This is a genomic window from Lysinibacillus sp. 1 U-2021 (genome assembly GCF_029916965.1).
GTDB lineage: Bacteria > Bacillota > Bacilli > Bacillales_A > Planococcaceae > Lysinibacillus > Lysinibacillus capsici.
In genome coordinates this window covers 695,381-713,562 of record NZ_CP123966.1, presented here as the reverse complement: position 1 = coordinate 713,562, position 18,182 = coordinate 695,381, and the positions used below count along the sequence as shown (strand labels likewise).

Genomic DNA, 18,182 nt, shown 5'->3' with positions numbered 1-18,182 from the left:
GCTGTTATTTCTCCTCGTGACGTTTTTCCAACACATGTAGAACATCATAAATGCTTACTTTTTGTTCTTGCAATAATACGAGTAGGTGATAAATTAAATCAGCTGCCTCCCATTTTACTTCCTCAGCATCTCGGTTTTTGGCACCAATGACCACCTCTGTTGCTTCTTCTCCAACCTTTTTACAGATTTTATCAATACCCTTATCAAATAAATATGTAGTGTATGCTCCTTCTGGCATTTCCTGCTCTCGCTTTTCGATGACACGGGCAAGTTTAGAAACGATGTCCACAGAGCCTACCTTCTCTTTTTGCTGAATAACCTCAGTGAAGCAAGAAATTGTACCATTATGACATGCTGGTCCTGTCGGAAGAACCTCCACTATTAACGCATCTTGATCACAATCAGCTTTGATTGAAATCACTTGTTGTGTATGGCCACTTGTTGCTCCCTTATGCCAAAGCTCTTGACGGGAACGAGAATAAAACCAAGTTTCCCCTGATTCAATTGTTTTAGCTAACGACTCCTTATTCATATAAGCTACCGTTAATACCTCTTTTGTATTGGCATCTTGTACCACAGCTGTAACAAGACCTCTCTCATCAAATTGAATGTTCTCTATCATCTTACTGCCACTCCTTTTTCACGTAAGTATTCCTTTACTTGGGCTACACTTGTTTCTTTATAATGGAAGATGGAGGCTGCTAGTGCAGCATCTGCATCAACCTCTTTTGCTAATACTTCGTAAAAATGTTCGGCATTTCCCGCTCCACCACTAGCAATCACAGGGACTGTCACAGCTTCACGCACAGCTTTGGTTAAGGCTAAATCAAAGCCTGATTTTTCTCCATCTTGATTCATACTTGTTAATAAAATCTCACCAGCTCCTAAGCGTACAGCCTCTTTGGCCCACTCAATGGCTGACCAAGATGTTTTGTTGCGTCCACCATGTGTATAAACCATCCATGTGCTATCTTCCTCACTATAGCGAGCATCGATTGCTACAACAATGCATTGTGCGCCAAAGTAATCAGAGCCTTCCTGAATAAGGGCAGGTCTTTCCAACGCGGATGTATTCACTGAAACTTTATCAGCACCTGCTCGTAAAATACGCTTCATATCATCCAACGTACGAATGCCTCCGCCAACAGTAAAGGGTATGGCAAGCGTAGCCGCTGTTTGACGAACGACATCTACCATCGTTTCTCGACCTTCATGCGAAGCAGAGATATCTAAAAATACAAGCTCATCTGCTCCTTGTTCATCATAAAACTTCGCAAGCTCCACGGGATCCCCTGCATCTCGGATAGAGACAAATTGTATACCTTTTACAACACGACCTTCCTTCACATCAAGACATGGGATAATACGTTTTGTTAGCATGCCTTCACACCTTTCAACCATTGCTCTAATAAATAAACACCTAATTCCCCTGATTTTTCAGGGTGAAATTGCATGCCAGTCACAGAACCATTCGTCATAATACCAGGTACTTGAATGCCAAAGTAATCAGCATAGGCAACAAGCTCTGATTCTACGATATCTGTTGCATAAAAGGAGTGAACAAAATAGACATGCTTCGCTGATACTTCATTGTGTAACCATGCAGGACGATTTGTCACAATCAGTTCATTCCACCCCATATGTGGTACTCTGTATGCTTGGCCTTCTTGGCTACCACTAAAGCGTTTAATACACCCCTTGAAAAAACCTAGCCCTTTTGTGGGGGTTACTTCATCACTTTGCTCGAATAATAATTGCATACCTAGACAAATTCCTAAAAGAGGACGGTTTTCTCTTTGTGCCTTCTGTAAATATTGGTCTAAGCTTGTTTCAGCTAAACGTTTTCTGGCATCAGGGAATGCACCCACCCCAGGTAATAAAAGTGCGTCAGCTGCATCTAACGCCTTCTCATCAGCAGTTATAATAACTTCACAGCCTAGCCTTTTTAATGCCTGCTCCACACTAAATAAATTACCCATTCCATAATCAATGACACCTATTTTCACGTCAACAGCCCCTTAGTCGATGGTACGCCTTTAACACGCGGGTCAATTTCCACTGCGGCATCAATCGCACGTGCTAATGCTTTGAAAATTGCCTCAATAATGTGATGTGTATTCTGTCCATAAGGTACTATTACATGAACATTCATCCTTGCCTCAAGGGCAAATTTCCATAAAAATTCATGCACTAATTCTGTATCAAACGTTCCTACTTTTTCTTTTAATGCTGGCACACGGTACTCTAGATGAGGTCGATTCGAGCAATCGACCACTACCTGAGCTAGTGCGTCATCCATCGGTACAAAGGCGTTACCATAGCGTTTTATGCCTTTCTTATCACCAAGTGCTTCTCGAACAGCCTGTCCTAATACAATACCAAGGTCCTCTGTTGTATGGTGATCATCAATATAAGTATCGCCATTTGCATGTATTGTGCCGTTAAATAGTCCATGCTTAATAAATAAGTCAAGCATATGGTCCATAAACCCCACGCCTGTTTGGATATCTGCCTTGCCTTCACCATCTAAATCAATTGCTACAGAAATTTGCGTTTCATTCGTTGTACGCTCTATCTTTGCATATCGTTTCTTTTCTGTCATCGTCCTATTCCTTCTCCCATCCACGTGATTCCACTGCACGAGCATGGCCCTCTAAGCCTTCCATACGCGCTAAACGTGCAATTTTTGGTGCATTGTCTCTCCAGGTTTTTTCACTATAGTAAACAATACTTGATTTTTTCACAAAATCATCAACATTTAAGCCACTTGCAAAACGAGCCGTACTATTGGTTGGTAGTACATGATTGGTCCCTGCAAAATAATCACCAACTGGCTCAGAACTATACCGACCTATAAAAATACCACCAGCATGTCTTATTTGCTCAGCTAACGCCTCCGCATTTTCCATCACAATTTCTAAATGCTCCGGTGCTAATGAATTAATGGCTTCCACTGCATCTGCCAATGTTTCAGCTACATAAATTACCCCAAATTTCTCTATGGAAGCACGAGCTACTTCTTGACGCGGTAAGTTCAGCAGCTGCTTCTCTACTTCCTCACCTACTTTTTTGGCTAATTGCTCTGAGGTTGTGACAAGAATTGCACAAGCTAGTGGATCATGCTCTGCTTGTGATAAAAGGTCTGCAGCAATTTCATCAGGATAGGCTGTGTCATCAGCCAGCACAGCAATTTCACTCGGTCCCGCAATCATATCAATGGCCACTTCTCCAAATACCTCACGTTTGGCAAGTGCCACATAAATATTTCCTGGACCTGTTATTTTATCGACTGAGGAAATTGTTTCCGTGCCATAGGCAAGTGCAGCTATTGCTTGTGCCCCACCAACTTTATAAATCTCATCAATACCTAAAAGGTGAGCCGCCACAAGTACACCTGCTGGTAGTTTCCCATTCGGCCCTGCAGGTGAGGTAATAACAATACGTTTCACCCCTGCAACCTGCGCTGGTATCACATTCATCAATACCGATGAAGGGTAGGCCGCTGTACCACCTGGAACATATAGTCCTACTGCATCTAAAGCCGTTACCCGTTGGCCTAACCAAGAACCATCTCCCAGTTCTAGGCGATACCCTGAACGTATCTGTTGTTCATGATAAAAACGAATATTTTCTGCTGCTTCCGCTAAGTCCTTATATAGTTGAGGGTCGAGTTCACTTACAGCTTCTTGTATCTCTTCTTCAGAGACACGTAAACTGTTAGGGACATAGCCATCCCATCGCTCAGTATAGGTGCGTAACGCCACATCTCCCTGTGTCTTAACATCCGAAAGCACTTGTCGTACAACTTTTATTTGTTCCTCATTTCCTCCTTCAAGTGGTCTCTTTAAGGAAATGCCTTTTTCAAGCTTTGTTATTTTCATAGGATTAATCCCCTTTAGTCCTTCATATGTAGCTACAAATGATTACTTTTTCTGCTCATTCACACATTTCTTTAATCGCCTCACAAGATCAATAATACGCTCACCTTTCATACGATAACTTACCGGGTTTGCAATTAATCGCGAAGAGACAGCAGTAATAAATTCATATTCTACTAAGCCGTTCTCTTTTAATGTACGACCTGTAGAAACAATATCGACAATTCGATCAGCTAAGCCAATCATTGGTGCTAATTCAATAGAGCCGTTGAGCTCGATGATTTCCACTTGCTCTCCAATGCCTTTGTAGTACTTCATGGCAATATTCGGATATTTCGTAGCAATTCTAGGTGCAATCTCATTCATGGAGGTGTTTGGTAGGCCTGCAGAAGCGATATAGCAATTACTAATTTTCAAATCAAGTAATTCGTGCACCTCTCGCTGTTGCTCTAACAGAACATCCTTTCCAGCAATACCAATATCAGCAACACCATGTTCAACATAGACAGGAACATCCATTGGCTTCGATAAAATAAAGCGAATTTTTTCCTCTGGTATTTCAATCATTAATTTACGTGACATTTCTACTTCTTCTGGTAAATTAAAACCTGCCTCTAACAACATTTGATATGCCTCTTCAAAGATTCTTCCTTTGGGCATTGCAATCGTTAATTCATTCACCGCCAACTTCCTCCTGTCCAACTACCACCACTTCTGTAAAGTACGCTAAAAAGGCCGCCTCATCGACTAGACTACTACGTAACTGCAAAGTAGCTAATTTTCCTGCTGCTCGTAAATTTTTAACCTTTAGTAAAGCTTCCTCAAATTGTTCTTCTTCAAAAAGAACAACTGTTGCTTCCTGTCGTTTCACTGACTGCCCATCTAATGTTTCTAATAAACGATCCACACGAATACTAAATCCTGTAGCACCAACCTTTGAACCAAAAACTTCTAACAAGCCATCATAACGACCACCATTTCCTAATAAAAAGCCACTTCCCACAGCAAATACTTCAAATAGCATACCCGTGTAATAACTCATATGACTCGAGAGTGTGAAATCGAAAGCTACATAATCAGCTAAATCAGCCATTTCAAGTAGTTGAGCAAGTTGTTGCATATATTCTAATGCATCATTTTTGCGGACATATTTTTCAATATCTCGTATATCTCTGACATTCATGGCTTCTTCAATAAATTGTAAGAGGGCATCGGATTTAGCTTTAGGCAGATCAAATGACTCTACTGCTTCTTCAAACCCTACGTAATTTCGTTGGACAAGCAATGTTCTAAGCGTTGTTTGCTGTTCGATACTCTCTGTGTAATCTTGTAAAATGCAATTTAATATACCAGCATGTCCAATTGTGATTTTAAACTCTTCCAATTTAAAATGCTTTAATAGCTCCATTGCCGTTACAATAACTTCTGCATCGGCAAAAACGGATTGATCACCTATTAACTCAATTCCCATTTGATCAAACTCAGCAGGCCTGCCTCCCTCTGCTTCCTGAGCCCGAAAAACGCTTGCAAAATAGGCAAGACGTAGTGGGATCATTTCCTTTAATAGTTTCGATGTAGCTACTCGAGCAATCGGTGTAGTCATGTCAGGTCGCAGCACTAACGTATTTCCTTGGCTATCCACTAGCTTAAATAAATGAGCATCAGCAATCGCTGAAGCCTTCCCTACTGTATCGAAATACTCCACCGCAGGCGTTTTAATAAACTCATAACCCCTTTTATATAAAAAGTCTCTGCCCGCATGTCTAACTGCTTCAACTTTCTCATAGATTTGCGGGAATGTATCGCGCATTCCAAGTGGCTTTTCAAACATTTTTATCGACGACATATGGACACTTCCTCACATTTTACTTTATTTCACTAGAGTATTAGAGAATTAGATTATGAAAGAATTTTAACTTATTTCATTAAGACAGTCAACGATATCCTTATTAATTATCGAAATCTTTAAATACTTATTATTCTGTTAATTATACACATTGAATTGCAAAGACTTCCAAAAAAGCATCACTATGAGAATATGTCCAAATTGTGACTAACCAATTTTTAATCACTTTAAGTATTCGCTAAAAATTGATAATGATTCTCTCTTAACAAATCATTGATAAAAATAAAGAGTTTTCAATAGAGTATTCTCAATATCGAAACCCGATAATTATATCTATATAATTATTTTTAACCAATCGCTTAAAATGATTCTCAATCTCATTATCATCAACAATACTTTTATATCAATACATTTATTGATTATTACTCTCATTCTATTTTACTTTTTACATTTCAAAAAACTCAATATAGAATAGCATTAATAACAAAAAGAACCATATACATTACACATTGGAGGGATTTATTATGGCATGTCCATTCGTACAAATTAGTGAGCAAATGATCGTTAGTATTTGTAAAGGCGAGTTTTATCCTGGGACAAGGTAACACTTCACACAATTGAAGACATTGATGGGACTGCAATTAAATCAACTTTTGTTGAAACAACTTGCTTAGGTGATCATGACACTTGTGAATTCAAATCAGATTATGACGCAGCTCTTGCTTAAACAGTAAAAGCTACTCCAAAAACTAGTGTTTTTGGGAGTAGCTTTTTATGCAAAAAACTCACGAAGTATATCACTATACTACGTGAGTTTTTATTATTTCTTTGGTGTACACCACTCTACAGCCTCATTACGTTTGCGCTCAGCCATTTGTTCAGCAGTATATATTATTCGCATTGGATTACCCCCTGCTAAACAGCCTGCTGGCACATCCTTATGTACAAGAGTGGCAGCTGAAACAATGGCACCATCACCAATTGTTACACCTGGTAAAATAGTTGTATTTGCCCCTATCATTACTTCTTTTCCGATATGAACATCACCCAAGCGATATTCCTCTATTAAATATTCATGCGCTAAAATGGTTGTATTAAAACCAATCACAGTATTGTCTCCAATGAAAATACGTTCAGGAAACATGGTATCTGGCATGACCATTAAGGCTAATGACGTTTGCTTACCAATAGTCATGTTTAAAAAAGTACGATATAGCCAGTTTTTCACACGTAAAAATGGTGTGAAGCGTCCAATTTGAATGACAATGAAACACTTCATCACCTTCCAAAAGGACACCGTGTCATAGATGTTCCAAAGTGAATTGGCTCCTTCGACACGATAACGTTCGGTTTTACGCGCCATCTACCTTACCCCTCTTTCACAATATCAAATAAATCTGACATATGCTGCAACATATATTCTGGTTGATACTGCTGTAAGTAAGCCTCTCCCTTAATTGCCCAAGCAACACCCGCTGCTCTTACACCAGCACGATGTCCAGCTTCAATATCGTGCGAATTATCACCAATCATAATCGCATAGTCTTTTTCTATCCCTAATCGTTCCAACGCAAGCAATACTGGCTCTGGATCAGGCTTCACATTGTTCACATCATCTGTACCAATACGCACATCAAATAGCTGCGTTGCACCAAGAATAGCAAGTCCACGATCGATGGTCTCATTACGTTTCGTCGAAACAATAGCCAATTTTATACCTTGAGCTTTTAACTGCTCTAGAGTTGACACAACATCAGGATATTGGCTGACTAGGTCATCATGGTGTGCGATATTCCAAGCGCGATACATCTCTATCAAATCGTCTTCTTCACCTGGTGCAATGTCATTAAATGTCTGTTTCAATGATGGACCAATGAATTTCAGGCAATCTTTTGGCGAATATTGCCCGGGAAATCGCTCATTTAATACATGCATAAATGTTTGAATGATTAAATCATTTGTATTTAGTAAAGTCCCATCGAAATCAAATAGTAGTGCCTTTACAGCCATCTTTTACAACCCCTTATTTATTTTCCAAGTATTTTACGGCTGGTTTCACCTTTATTCTACGATAAATAATTGCACCTAGACCAACTACAATACCAATAATGGAAACAACCTGTGCTGAACGTAAATCTCCCACTAAGTAAAGGCTATCTGTACGCATTCCTTCGATATAGAAACGACCAATTGAATACCAAATTAAATAGCTAAAGAATATTTCTCCACGATGTAAGTTCACTTTACGCAAAGCTAATAAAATAACAAGCCCAATCAGGTTCCAAATCGATTCATATAAAAAAGTGGGATGAACATATGAACCTAATTCTTCAATATACATTTGATTAATAATCCAATCTGGTAGCATTAGGTTTTCTAAAAATGCTTTCGATACCTCGCCACCATAAGCCTCTTGGTTCATAAAGTTGCCCCATCGACCAATAATCTGCCCGATTAAAATACTAGGTGCTGCAATATCTGCTACTCGTAAAAAGCTTACATTTTTTATACGAGTATATATGTAAGCTGTGACAAATGCCCCGATGAGTGCACCATGGATGGCAATACCACCATTCCATATCTCTATGATTTTGCCTGGATTTTCGCTATAGTAATCCCATCGCATTGACACATAGTAAATACGTGCACAGATAATGGATATAGGAACTGCCCATAATAATAAATCTGCAAGAAAATCATCAGGCAAACCTCGTTTAACGGCCTCTCTTTGCCCAACAATATAGGCTAAAATGATTCCCGACACAATTAGCAATCCATACCAACGAACTGGAATTGGTCCTAAATGAAAGGCAATCGGGTCAATTTGCAATAGTAATAAATCCATCTTCTACTCCTCTCAATATGTCATAAACAATGTTGTTCGCTTTTTAATCGTCTAACACATCATTTGATGTAATCACTTCATCTAAACGTCTTGAAAATTCCTCTGCCGCATTGACGCCCATTTTCTTTAAACGATAGTTCATCGCTGCCACTTCAATAATAACGGAGACATTGCGTCCTGGTCTTACTGGAATTGTTAGTTTTGTTAGTTCCGTATCAATTATTTTCATTTTTTCTTCTTCTAAGCCCAATCGATCATAAACTTTTTGTGGATCCCATATTTCGAGCTCAATGATGAGGGTAATACGTTTATAGGGGCGTACTGCACTTGCACCAAAGAGTGTCATAATGTCAATAATGCCGATGCCTCGTATTTCCAATAAGTGCTCTAACAAAGGTGGAGGGCTTCCAATTAATAGGTTTTCTGATTCTTGACGAATTTCAACACAATCATCAGCAACTAAACGATGGCCCTTTTTTACAAGCTCAAGTGCTGTTTCACTTTTACCTACGCCGCTTTTGCCGATTATAAGCACACCAATGCCATACACATCGACAAGTACACCATGTGCTGCTGTCATTGGAGCTAAGCGCCCCTCTAAGTAGTTCGTCAATCTACTCGAAAATTTGGTTGTTGTCATATGTGTTTTAAACACAGGTACATGCTTTTCGTTTGAGGCCTGAATAAGCTCCTCTGGTACTTCTAAATCTCTAGAAATAATAATAGCAGGTGTATCCTGTGAACAAAGTAAACGCATACGCTCAAGCTTAACATCCGCTGGGAGCATTTCAAAAAAGGAAAGTTCAGTCTTGCCAAGCAATTGTACTCGATTTGCTGGATAATGAGTAAAGTATCCTGCCATCTCAAGCCCTGGTCTTGAGATATCACTTGTCACAATTGTCCTGCCTATTCCTTCTTCACCAGCTAATAACTCTAATTTAAATTTCTCCATAACATCTCTTGTTAATACTACGACCAATGAAAAAGCCTCCAATCAATGGATAAGGTTCATCTTATTTTAGCATGTCTATGTGTAAAAGAAATGTATTTACTCTCAATACAGCGTTTACTTGCACTAAAAAAACTAGCGGCTCTCCAGCCCGCTAGTTTTTAAAAAGCAATTATTTTTGAGTTGCTAACCATTTAGCAACAGCTTCAGCATCTGCACCTTTTACTAATCCTGCAGGCATGCCGTTTTTACCATTATTTATAATATCTAAAATTTCTGATTCAGACAAACGTGAACCTACATCATTTAATGCTGGACCATTTGCACCTTGTAGCTCGCCACCATGACAAGTAACACAAGATTTCATCGCTATTGCTTCGCCATCTGGCTCTGTAGCAGTCTCATTACCATTATTTGATGCAGTTTTATCTCCGCCGCCACATGCAGCTAAGAAGATTGCTGATCCGAACACTAATGTTAACATTGCTTTTTTCATTAGTACCCCTCCTCATAATAAATACCTTACGCCGCCATTATACCAAAATTATGCACGTTTGAAACCTTCTCCTAATACCTCATATGCATCAGAAACGATAACAAACGCTGATGGGTCAACGCTTTTAATGAGTTGTTTCAGCTTTGTGAATTCTGTTTGATAAACAACAACCATCAGAACTGGTCGTGCTTCTCCTGTATACCCTCCAATTGCTGGTAACTTCGTTACACCACGATTAATTTCAGCATAAATGGCTTCCCTTACCTCATCTTGTTTCAATGTAATGATATAGACCATTTTAGACTGACTAAAACCTAGCTGAATAATATCAATCGTTTTTGTGGTAACATAAAGTCCAATCAGAGCATACAAACCTTTTTCTAAGTCAAAAACAATTGCTGCACTAATTGCGATAACGCCATCTATTAACAGCACACTTGTTCCAAGCGACAATCCTGTAAACTTCGTAATGATTTGCGCCAGTAAATCAGTGCCACCAGTTGAAGCATTCCCCTTAAAGACCAGTCCTATTCCTAGGCCAACAACAATTCCACCAAAAAGAGCACCCAATAAAGGATTATCAGTCCAGGGCTCCCAGCTATTCGTTAATAAGACGATAAAAGGTAATGTAATTGTCCCAATAAAGGATTTTATTCCAAATTTTTTGCCCAACAATAAAACACCAGCAATAAAAAGCGGAATGTTAAATGCATACTGAACAATTCCCGGATTCCAACCAAATAAACCATGCAAAATCGTACTTATTCCACTTACCCCACCTGAAGCGACTTGATTTGGTAATAAAAAGACATTAAAACCAATAGCAATTATTGCCGCTCCTACAATGACATACACATACTCCACAATGCTATCTCTCACATCATGTTTCATTTCCCCACGCCCACTTCAACTATCAGAATTTTTTAAAGACGAGATGATTATAGCAAATACTTTTAGCATTGAGAACTTCATCATGATGAAGGGATACTAGATTGAGGAAGGTATAAAATAAGCTATCTTACAGTATTCAATAAGATAGCTTTTGTTGATTTGGTTTAAAATGATTTTTCTGCCCATTCGATGGCTTCATAATATAAAAGATCAATGTCAACTAACTGAATATTCAACTGTACAGCTAGCTCTTCTAATCGTAGCCAATCAAGTTTACTTAACGCAATACTAAACTCCAAATATGGGGTCATTTCCGTTTCAAAGCCTAAAATGGTATTCGTAATAGCCTCTGAGAATGGTAGCTGCTGTAAAATAACATTCATCGGTCTTTGAAGTAATGTATCAATTAGAGAAAACATGCCGACTAAAAAATATTCTGAGAAATTCTTTTTATAAGCAAGCTTAGCTAGTTTTTCACAAACCTTAGCTCGGAATAAAGACGTGCACATCACTTCTTTAAAAAGATCAGAATCAGCATCAATATCAATTTCACGCATGGCCAATAAATAAATCCATTTTCGTAAATTGGATACGCCCAATAACACAATCGCTTGCTTGATGGAGCGCACTTTAGATTTAGAACGTTTAGATGAGTTATTAATCATTTGCAATAATTTGTATGTCAATGAAATATCACGTTCAATATTTTCCGCTAACAAATGAATATTTGGTTCTTCCTCTTTTAGTAAAGAGATAATGTGAATATATTGAATCGCATTTGCTGGAATGTCTGTTGCTCGTATTATTTGCGGTTGTTCAAAAAAATAACCCTGAAATAACACATAGCCTGAGGATTTAGCGACTTCAAATTGATGACGCGTCTCTACTTTTTCAGCGAGCAATTGAATATGTGGAAATTTCTCCTTAACTTTATTTTCGATTTCCATTCTTTTTACAATGGAAGATGCTAAAAAATCCACCTTAATATAATCAATTTGTTCAAATAATTCATCATAAACTTCTACTTGATCATCCATCATAAAATCATCCAAGGCAATTTGAAACCCATGTTTTTTTAGCTCAATTACACGCTCCACTAATTGAGCGGTAAGTGGAACATCCTCTAATATCTCAATCACTACCTGTGAGGGATTTAAAAATTCATGGATAGAGCTCATCAATAAGTTTTCAGTAAAATTAACAAAACCAGGTTTACCTTTCGTTACCTCTTCAAAACCAATTGAAAGAAATGAGTTCACAAGTACATCAATCGTTGCTGCATCTGAATCGACCAGTGGAAAGGCATTTACATTTTTGCTACGGTATAACAATTCATATGCAATGACTTGCTCATGAAGATTAAATATAGGCTGTCTGCCAATGAATACTTCCATTCCATTGCCCCCCATTTCTCCATTTTCTAGTAATTTATAGTATAACATTTTTTACGACCTGATGCTTATACTTCAAGCTAACTTAACAGGCCAACTTGGCTTTTTCAGCCAATAAAAAAGAAAGGACAGTCCCCGTGATAATAATCACTTAAGGACTGTCCATATTATTTACCTACTTTGGATTTTATTGCACCAATCACTGCAGGCACAACAGATATAATGATAATCAAAATTAGTACAACTGAGAAGTTATCTTTAATAATTGGAATATTCCCAAAGAAGTAACCTAATAATGTACAACTGAATACCCATAAAATTGCACCAAAAATATTATAAAATAAGAAATAACTATATTTCATTTTACTTGCACCCGCCACAAACGGGATAAATGTACGAATAAATGGCATGAAACGTGCGATTACGATCGTTTTCCCACCATGTGTATTAAAGAATTTTTCAGCTGCTTCCATACGCTCTTTTTTAACAACTCTACCGAGGAGGCTCTTTGGCGGAATAGATGTCCCTACCTTATGTCCAATATGATAGTTCATCGTATCTCCCAAAATAGCTGCAGCTAAAAATACAGGGATTAAAATCCACATATCGAATGCGCCCATTGCCGCAGCTAATGTTCCACTTGCAAATAACAAGGAATCACCAGGTAAGAATGGGAAAATAACAACTCCTGTTTCTACAAAAACAATCGCAAATAAAATAAGATAGCTCCAATTGCCAAAATCACGAATAATTTCTTCTAAATGCACATCGATATGCACAATAAAACTTATTAACTCCTTAATGAGTTCTAACATGTTTTTGTATGCTCTCTTTCAATAGTATTTTTACCTAAAAGCTTTGACGTGGCTTCACCTCAAAGGGTTCCAGTTTTGTACGTCTTTTTACATTACTTCCTCACTATATGACAAGCTCTTGAAAAGTATGTAGAAGATTTCACAAGTTTGATTTTATCACTTACAGTCATCTACTCTCAACTGATTTTACTATTATACGAATAATGTACAAAAAAAGAGCTACCATTTTTCAATAGTAGCTTTTCTCGTTTAAACTTTTTCTTTTAATGAACGTCTTAATATTTTTCCTGTTGTGTTTTTTGGTAGTTCATCCAGTATTTCAATTACTTTCGGAACCTTATACTTCACCATATGTTTAGCACAATAGGATAGTAGATCATCTGTTGTAGTAGCAGCTACTTCTTTCAGCACAACATAGGCATGTACTGCTTCCCCTAAGTTAGGGTCTGGGAAGCCTACCACTGCTGCTTCTACAATATTATTATGGGCAAACAGCACTTCCTCCACTTCACGAGGATAAACATTAAAGCCCCCTACAATAATCATATCCTTTTTACGATCGACAATGTAAAAATACCCTTCTTCATCTACCTTTGCTAAATCTCCTGTATAGAGCCAGCCGTCACGAATCGCCATCGCCGTTTCTTCAGGCATTTTATAGTATCCCTTCATCACGTTTGGACCACGTACAATTAGCTCTCCAACTTCGCCCACAGGTACTTCCTGACCATTAACATCGACAACTCTATTCTCGACATTACTAATGGATGTTCCAATAGAACCAGCTTTACGATCACGATCTAATGGGTTAAAACATGTAACTGGTGAAGCTTCGGATAAGCCATAGCCCTCTGACACACGCACATTAAATTTCTGTTCGAAATTATGTAATAGCGCAACAGGCAAGGAGGCACCACCTGAAATAGCTAAGCGAATTGTTGAGAAATCCTCTGGATTGCCTTCAGGTAATTGGTACAAGAAATTATACATAGTAGGAACACCAGCAAATACCGTTGCTTTTTGCTCTCGTGCTAAAGCGAAAATTTCGCTAGGGCTAAAGCGTGGGGCAAGTAAAACTGTTGCTCCACTTAATAAAGGCGCATTCACCACTACCGTTAAGGCAAATACATGGAAAACAGGTAGTGTCGCAATAACACGGTCCTCTGCATTAATGCCTAAATAATGCGCAACATCACGTGCATTTGAGTACACATTGCCATGTGTCAGCATAGCTCCCTTTGGACTACCTGTAGTTCCTGAAGTATATAAAATAATAGCATTGTCATCCTCTGCAACTTCAACAGGTTGTAAAGATTGAGTGGTTTTGGCGATTACATGTGTAAATAAATGTGTTTTTTCTTGTGCTTGTGGTGATAAAGTTGCCACTTTTTCTGCTATATCTGGTGTGGTTTCACAAACTATAAATGTTTTTACCTGTGGAAATGCTTGTACACCTTTTTCAACCAATGGTAGCAACATATCTAGAGCAATGACTGCTTTTACATCTCCATTATGCAAAATGTAAGAAATTTCATCCGGTGTATAGATTGGATTAACAGGTATTGCTGTTGCCCCTAAGCGCATTGTTGCATAGAGAGCGATTAAGTAGTGTGGCGTGTTGCCGAGTAAAAACGCCACATGATCCCCTTTTTCAACGCCTAAATCTTGTAATCCCTTTGCAAAGCGGCCAACTGTATGCTCAAATTCCCCGTAAGTCGTATCTTTCCCCATAAAATGATACGCCACTTTTTCAGGTTGTTCTGCTGCCTGTTGACGAACACGTGAAACTAAATTCAATTACACCATCCCCTTATCGTATAAAATGAATCGTTATTCAGTAATATTATATAAGAAATATATCTAAAAAACAATGAAACTTTTTATCTCATGTCATAAATTACGTTAAATAATTCATTTTTTTCTCCTTTAAACCATTACCTCATGAGCGAATATGGGAGATATAGCGCCATCGAATTAAATAAAAATAAACCACTTGTATTAATACAAAAAAGCCAAAAGCAAAGAATACTTCTTTTACAATCGATATATTCGCAATGTCCCTTAAAATACCTTGAACCATTAGAAAAGCAAAGGCACTATGCATCATCGCAACACCCCAAGGTAAGAAGAATTGGGGAAACAAATGGCGATTAACTAGCTTTTTTAACTCCGTATCTGTTAAACCCATACGTTTTAATACATCAAATTTACGCTTTTCACGTTCGAGGGATGTATGCAATTTAAAATAGATAAAGCTTCCAGCCGCAAGTAAAAATACAGTGGCTACTAAAACACCCACTAATGTAAATAATGAGTAGGTAGCTAGTATATAAGAATAATTTAATCCTGCATTTTCAAAGTAAAAAGGGCTAAACTTATCCTTTTTAATAAAATATAAATTGGATTCTAGATAATCGATATCCTTACCGATTTCCTTCGTTTCCATCCATTGGGGAATAACAAATGTGAACAGATGATAGCTTGGTTGAATAATGTCTTGCTCGGAAATTGGATGAATAAGCTTTGCGAAATCTTCATCACTAATGACAATCGAATTGACACTGACAATAGAGCCTGGAAACACTATTTTTGGATAGACACTATCAATAGTGAGCGGTATATTATTTTCTTCTAAAACAGTATGCACAACTCGATCTTTTAATTTTTTTAGGGAATCCTCCGAATAAGGAATAAATACTGCCTCACCTGCTTCCAGATTCAGTAATGGATAACTGTAGGAAGAAAGCAGAACATTCATATCGGACTCTCGAAAAACCTCCACTTCATTTCGAGTGAAAGAGGAGGTTTGCTTCACAACAATAAAACGGGATAGCTGATAAGATAAACCTTTCTCCTCTAATTGCAACCTTAAAGAATTGATATGCTCCCGTTCATATGGATTATCGACATCCCCTTTATAAACCAGCCCTAGTGGATTTAATCGATCATATTGCGTTGTATAGGAGGACATCGTTGCTAAAACACCAACAGATAAAAATGCAAGCGTCGATACCATCGTCACAACGAAAAACATTTTCACGTTATCCATCATTATATGCGTTTGTTCTGCTAGCGATAGTAGACGGTAGCGTTGCCAATGATATTTGCGTTTCCCACGTGCTAAATCTAAAAAACAAGGCACAGAATCACTGAAAAAATAATAGGTGCCAAATGTTGCGGAAAATGGTATTAACAGCGTTAGCCCGATTAGTGATGTATGTCCGACAACAAACGCGAGAATATACGTCGTTACAATTAAAGCAATACCATAGAAAGCTCGTATTTTGGAATACGTTGTTAAGCTATTTAAATAATCACTGCCTTTTATAAGATCTCGTAATTTTCTCTCTCGTGTAAAATACACACTAATAAAGGAAATGACGAAAAATGCACTTGTGAAAACACCAATCGTTAATAAAAATGGCTCCCATGAAATATAGAGTGGTAAATCTTCTAAATGTAAAATTTCCCGAACAATCATAAAAAAGAATTTTGAAAAGGAGAAACCAAAGACAATCCCTACAATAATGGAGCCTGTTCCAATAATCATTGTCTCTAAAAAGACAAGTTTATTCATCTGACGTTTTTCCATTCCCAAGTGCAATAAAATAGCAAATTCATGTGATCTGGCCTCTAAAAAGGCACTCATGGAATAATATAAAAAGAATAATGTAAACAGGACGAGAACAATTTCAGCCCCCACCATCCCAATGAGAGACATCTCCCCTAATATCCCACGTTCAATATCAGGGTGAAACATCAGCATGGAATAGATAAAAAATACAGCCACAGAAAAAAAGCTTGCCATGAAGAAGGCGCCATATATCCGGCTGTTCCGCACGACATTACGGTAAGCGAATTGTCGAAAGGTCACCTACTTGCCCTCCTCCTAGTAAGCTTAAAACATTTAAAATACGTTGGAAAAACATCTGACGGCGGTCATCTCGATAAATTTCATTAAAAAATTCACCATCTTTAATGAATAACACTCGATCACAATAGCTTGCTGCAATTGGATCATGCGTGACCATCACGATTGTCGTTTGTTTATCCTGATTCACCTTTGTCAATAGTTCAAGCACATCACGTGAAGAATTTGAATCTAAATTACCTGTAGGTTCGTCCGCTAAAATGAGACTAGGATTATGAATAAGCGCACGACCAATTGCTGTTCTTTGTGCCTGTCCCCCAGATATTTCATTTGGACGTTTATGAAGGAAGGAAGTTAAATCTAGCTTTTCTACAATGCTTGCCAGACGCTCCTCCATTACCTCTAGCGGCTGTTGATCTAACGTTAAGGGCAACACAATATTTTCCTCGACGGTCAGCATATGCAAAAGATTGAAATCCTGAAACACAAAGCCAAGCTGTCTTCTTCTAAAATAGGCAAGCTCTGTTGCATTCAATTTATGTGGATTCATTCCATCTAAAATAATTTCCCCACTAGTTGGTTCATCGATGGTCGAAATAATATTCAGTAATGTCGTTTTACCGCTTCCTGAGGGGCCCATAACAGCTAAAAACTCGCCTTCTTCCACGTCAAAGCTCAATTGATTTAATGCACGATGTGTTACTTTACCTTCGTACACTTTAGTCACATCTTTAATTTGTAAAATAGGCATACTTCATTCACCTTATTTCTTCATTAATTCTAAGGATTGAGGTAAAAGCCACTGTAAAACGACCTCAAAACCAATATGAAAATGAGGCTCTGTTAAAGCCAGTATTGACTCTTCCTCTACTAAACTAAAGCAATGCTCCCCAATAATCACATCCCAAGCATCCATTTCTCCCTCTACAATTTCCCCACATACAGTATAATATCCACTATACATAATCTGTTGACCGTCTACAGGAAAAGCATTCAATAATGTTGGTTGCTGTAAGTTTAACCCAAGGCTCTTTGAAAAATGCAGTAGTTCTTCATCTAACTTTTCATGTGCCAGGATAAAATTTTGATAGGCTAATGGATCTCCCGCTTGCAGATGTGTCATATAAAGCGCATTTGTTTTCTCCTTATCAATCGTTAGTTTCCAATTTTCTATACGTACCTCTACCATCCTAATGCCCC

Annotated in this window: 19 protein-coding genes; all 19 read right to left on the bottom strand. The window is 38.0% G+C overall.

Going from position 1 to position 18,182, the window contains the following annotated elements; all coding sequences use genetic code 11:
• Window positions 1-4 precede the first annotated feature (4 nt).
• Window positions 5-622, bottom strand: coding sequence for a bifunctional phosphoribosyl-AMP cyclohydrolase/phosphoribosyl-ATP diphosphatase HisIE (gene hisIE / locus QH639_RS03785; RefSeq protein WP_131521133.1), 618 nt, complete (start codon window positions 620-622; stop codon window positions 5-7).
• Window positions 619-1,380, bottom strand: a complete 762-nt coding sequence (gene hisF, locus QH639_RS03780; RefSeq protein ID WP_131521132.1) for an imidazole glycerol phosphate synthase subunit HisF — start codon at window positions 1,378-1,380, stop codon at window positions 619-621. Before hisF ends, hisIE begins: the two co-directional genes overlap by 4 nt.
• Entirely contained in the window at window positions 1,374-2,006 is a 633-nt protein-coding gene (hisH, locus tag QH639_RS03775; protein WP_131521131.1) for an imidazole glycerol phosphate synthase subunit HisH, read from the bottom strand. The genes hisF and hisH overlap by 7 nt, the downstream gene beginning before the upstream one ends.
• On the bottom strand, window positions 2,003-2,602 hold the full coding sequence (hisB, locus tag QH639_RS03770; protein ID WP_004227994.1) for an imidazoleglycerol-phosphate dehydratase HisB: 600 nt from the start codon (window positions 2,600-2,602) through the stop codon (window positions 2,003-2,005). The genes hisH and hisB overlap by 4 nt, the downstream gene beginning before the upstream one ends.
• Window positions 2,603-2,606: 4 nt before the next feature.
• Complete coding sequence (hisD, locus tag QH639_RS03765; protein WP_237898670.1) at window positions 2,607-3,881, bottom strand: histidinol dehydrogenase; 1,275 nt, start codon at window positions 3,879-3,881, stop codon at window positions 2,607-2,609.
• Window positions 3,882-3,923: 42 nt separating this feature from the next.
• Window positions 3,924-4,559, bottom strand: a complete 636-nt coding sequence (gene hisG, locus QH639_RS03760) for an ATP phosphoribosyltransferase (protein ID WP_048390844.1) — start codon at window positions 4,557-4,559, stop codon at window positions 3,924-3,926.
• Window positions 4,552-5,724 carry an ATP phosphoribosyltransferase regulatory subunit gene (locus tag QH639_RS03755; protein WP_131521129.1) on the bottom strand — a complete coding sequence of 391 codons (1,173 nt, stop codon included), beginning with the start codon at window positions 5,722-5,724 and terminating at the stop codon, window positions 4,552-4,554. The genes hisG and QH639_RS03755 overlap by 8 nt, the downstream gene beginning before the upstream one ends.
• A gap of 820 nt (window positions 5,725-6,544) precedes the next feature.
• Complete coding sequence (locus QH639_RS03750) at window positions 6,545-7,087, bottom strand: acyltransferase (protein ID WP_054549572.1); 543 nt, start codon at window positions 7,085-7,087, stop codon at window positions 6,545-6,547.
• A 5-nt stretch (window positions 7,088-7,092) separates the two neighbouring features.
• The gene (gene ppaX / locus QH639_RS03745; RefSeq protein ID WP_131521126.1) at window positions 7,093-7,734 is read right to left on the bottom strand and encodes a pyrophosphatase PpaX; all 642 of its coding nucleotides are present in this window, start codon (window positions 7,732-7,734) and stop codon (window positions 7,093-7,095) included.
• A gap of 13 nt (window positions 7,735-7,747) precedes the next feature.
• Complete coding sequence (gene lgt, locus QH639_RS03740) at window positions 7,748-8,569, bottom strand: prolipoprotein diacylglyceryl transferase (protein ID WP_259420082.1); 822 nt, start codon at window positions 8,567-8,569, stop codon at window positions 7,748-7,750.
• 43 nt (window positions 8,570-8,612) lie between these two features.
• Window positions 8,613-9,548 carry an HPr(Ser) kinase/phosphatase gene (gene hprK, locus QH639_RS03735; protein WP_131521124.1) on the bottom strand — a complete coding sequence of 312 codons (936 nt, stop codon included), beginning with the start codon at window positions 9,546-9,548 and terminating at the stop codon, window positions 8,613-8,615.
• Window positions 9,549-9,690: 142 nt separating this feature from the next.
• Complete coding sequence (gene cccB / locus QH639_RS03730) at window positions 9,691-10,014, bottom strand: cytochrome c551 (RefSeq protein ID WP_048390832.1); 324 nt, start codon at window positions 10,012-10,014, stop codon at window positions 9,691-9,693.
• Window positions 10,015-10,062: 48 nt separating this feature from the next.
• On the bottom strand, window positions 10,063-10,905 hold the full coding sequence (locus QH639_RS03725; protein WP_004227970.1) for a YitT family protein: 843 nt from the start codon (window positions 10,903-10,905) through the stop codon (window positions 10,063-10,065).
• Window positions 10,906-11,069: 164 nt separating this feature from the next.
• Window positions 11,070-12,299 (bottom strand): EAL and HDOD domain-containing protein, encoded by a 1,230-nt coding sequence (locus QH639_RS03720; protein ID WP_131521238.1) that lies wholly within the window; start codon window positions 12,297-12,299, stop codon window positions 11,070-11,072.
• A gap of 164 nt (window positions 12,300-12,463) precedes the next feature.
• Complete coding sequence (locus QH639_RS03715) at window positions 12,464-13,111, bottom strand: VTT domain-containing protein (RefSeq protein ID WP_004227966.1); 648 nt, start codon at window positions 13,109-13,111, stop codon at window positions 12,464-12,466.
• Window positions 13,112-13,360: 249 nt separating this feature from the next.
• On the bottom strand, window positions 13,361-14,908 hold the full coding sequence (locus tag QH639_RS03710) for a fatty acid--CoA ligase family protein (protein WP_131521123.1): 1,548 nt from the start codon (window positions 14,906-14,908) through the stop codon (window positions 13,361-13,363).
• 142 nt (window positions 14,909-15,050) lie between these two features.
• Entirely contained in the window at window positions 15,051-16,985 is a 1,935-nt protein-coding gene (locus QH639_RS03705; RefSeq protein WP_131521122.1) for an FtsX-like permease family protein, read from the bottom strand.
• Entirely contained in the window at window positions 16,957-17,733 is a 777-nt protein-coding gene (locus QH639_RS03700) for an ABC transporter ATP-binding protein (RefSeq protein WP_004230460.1), read from the bottom strand. The genes QH639_RS03705 and QH639_RS03700 overlap by 29 nt, the downstream gene beginning before the upstream one ends.
• Window positions 17,734-17,745: 12 nt before the next feature.
• Entirely contained in the window at window positions 17,746-18,171 is a 426-nt protein-coding gene (locus QH639_RS03695; protein ID WP_131521121.1) for a hypothetical protein, read from the bottom strand.
• Window positions 18,172-18,182 lie beyond the last annotated feature (11 nt).